This window comes from Hydrogenophaga borbori (assembly GCF_003417535.1).
Taxonomy (GTDB): domain Bacteria; phylum Pseudomonadota; class Gammaproteobacteria; order Burkholderiales; family Burkholderiaceae_C; genus Hydrogenophaga; species Hydrogenophaga borbori.
In genome coordinates, this window is record NZ_QVLS01000037.1 from 1 (window position 1) to 1,022 (window position 1,022).

The window sequence follows — 1,022 nt, forward strand, 5'->3', positions numbered from 1 at the left end:
GATCAGTTGCGGCTCTGGTCGACCAGCTTGTTCTTGGCGATCCAGGGCATCATGGCGCGCAGCTGGGCACCCACCACCTCGATGCTGTGCTCGGCCGTGTTGCGCCGGCGCGCCGTCATGCTGGGGTAGCCCGTGCGCCCTTCCAGGATGAACATCTTGGCGTAGTCGCCGTTCTGGATGCGCTTGAGCGCGTTGCGCATGGCCGCGCGCGACTGCTCGTTGATCACCTCCGGGCCCGTCACGTACTCACCGTACTCCGCGTTGTTGGAGATCGAGTAGTTCATGTTGGCGATGCCGCCCTCATAGATCAGGTCCACGATCAGCTTCAGCTCGTGCAGGCACTCGAAGTAGGCCATCTCGGGCGCGTAGCCGGCTTCCACCAGCGTCTCGTAGCCCATCTTGATCAGCTCGACCGCGCCGCCGCACAGCACCGCCTGCTCGCCGAACAGGTCCGTCTCGGTCTCTTCCTTGAAGTTGGTCTCGATGATGCCGGCCTTGCCGCCACCGTTGGCCATGGCGTAGCTCAGCGCCAGGTCGCGCGCCTTGCCGCTCTTGTCCTGGTGCACCGCCACCAGGTGCGGCACGCCGCCGCCCTGCGCGTAGGTGCTGCGCACCGTGTGGCCCGGCGCCTTGGGCGCCACCATCCACACGTCCAGGTCGGCGCGCGGCACCACCTGGTTGTAGTGCACGTTGAAGCCGTGCGCGAAGGCCAGCGAGCCGCCCTGCTTGATGTTCGGCTCCACGTTGTTGCGGTAGACCTCGGCGATCTGCTCGTCGGGCAGCAGGATCATCACCACGTCGGCGGACTTCACCGCCTCGTTGACCTCCAGCACCTTCAGCCCCGCCTTGCCCACCTTGTCCCAGCTCGCGCCTCCCTTGCGCAGGCCCACCACCACCTTCACCCCGCTGTCGTTGAGGTTCTGCGCGTGCGCGTGGCCCTGGCTGCCGTAGCCGATGATCGCGACCGTCTTGCCCTTGATGAGGGACAGATCGCAGTCCTTGTCGTAGAAAACTTTCATGGT

At 65.6% G+C, this 1,022-nt stretch carries 1 protein-coding gene; it reads right to left on the reverse strand.

Going from position 1 to position 1,022, the window contains the following annotated elements:
* Window positions 1–2 precede the first annotated feature (2 nt).
* Window positions 3–1,019, reverse strand: coding sequence for a ketol-acid reductoisomerase (ilvC, locus tag DY262_RS21505; RefSeq protein WP_116961076.1), 1,017 nt, complete (start codon window positions 1,017–1,019; stop codon window positions 3–5).
* Window positions 1,020–1,022: the final 3 nt, after the last annotated feature.

Coding starts and splice junctions, on each gene's coding strand:
- ilvC (WP_116961076.1), bottom strand. CDS start 1,019: ATGAAAGTTTTCTACGACAAGGACTGCGATCTGTCCCTCATCAAGGGC.